Annotated in this window: 1 protein-coding gene; it reads right to left on the reverse strand. The window is 65.7% G+C overall.

Translation table 11 applies throughout. From position 1 onward, the window contains the following. A partial coding sequence (locus AC1MHZ_RS23380) for a hypothetical protein (RefSeq protein ID WP_482967011.1) occupies nucleotides 1-694 on the reverse strand: 694 nt, incomplete at both ends.

Consider the following 694-nt stretch of genomic DNA (forward strand, 5'->3'; position numbering starts at 1 on the left):
CAGCCCTTCTGCCTGGCCGGTGGCCTTGGCCAGCAGCGCGGGCGGTACGCCTTCGGCCTTCAGCGCGGCCATCAGCGTGCTGGCCGACTCCGGTCGTGTTTTCAGCCAGGTGCTGAAGTCCGTCAGGGCCACGACCGTGGCCACACTGCGCTGCAGGGTGGTCAGCCTGGGCTCGATGTTGTCCATGGTTCCGGCGAGCAAATGGGGCTGCTCCACCAGCACGGCCAGCACGTCGGCGGTCACACCGCTGGCGTGCACGATCAGCGCCATCTGCGCCAGGCCGTAGGTGAAGGCGATTATCTGGGGATCGGCTACCGGGTCGTAAGGTTCTTCTGGTTCTTCCGGCTCTTCCGACGCCTCTGGATCTTCCAGCTTCAGGCGCTCGCCTAGCTCTTGCAGCCAAAGCCCACCGGGCTTGCCACGGTCCGCCCAGATCAGCAGGGCCCGGGCCGCAGTTTCACCGCTCAGGCCAAAGGTCGAGGCGATCAGCGGGGTCAGTGCGCGCAAGTAGTCTTCCGTGACGGGCTCGCCAGGCAGTTCAGCATTGGCGAGCGCCGCTTGCATTTCCTTGATCAGGTTGGTGATCTCGGGGCTCGGTGGAATATCCTCCACACCCCGGGTCATCAGCACCAGGTCCGGCACGGTCCAGCCCTGTGCTTGCAGCCAGCTCGACAAACGCTCCACGCAGGCCAGC

The organism is Pseudomonas sp. FA-1, from assembly GCF_056856075.1.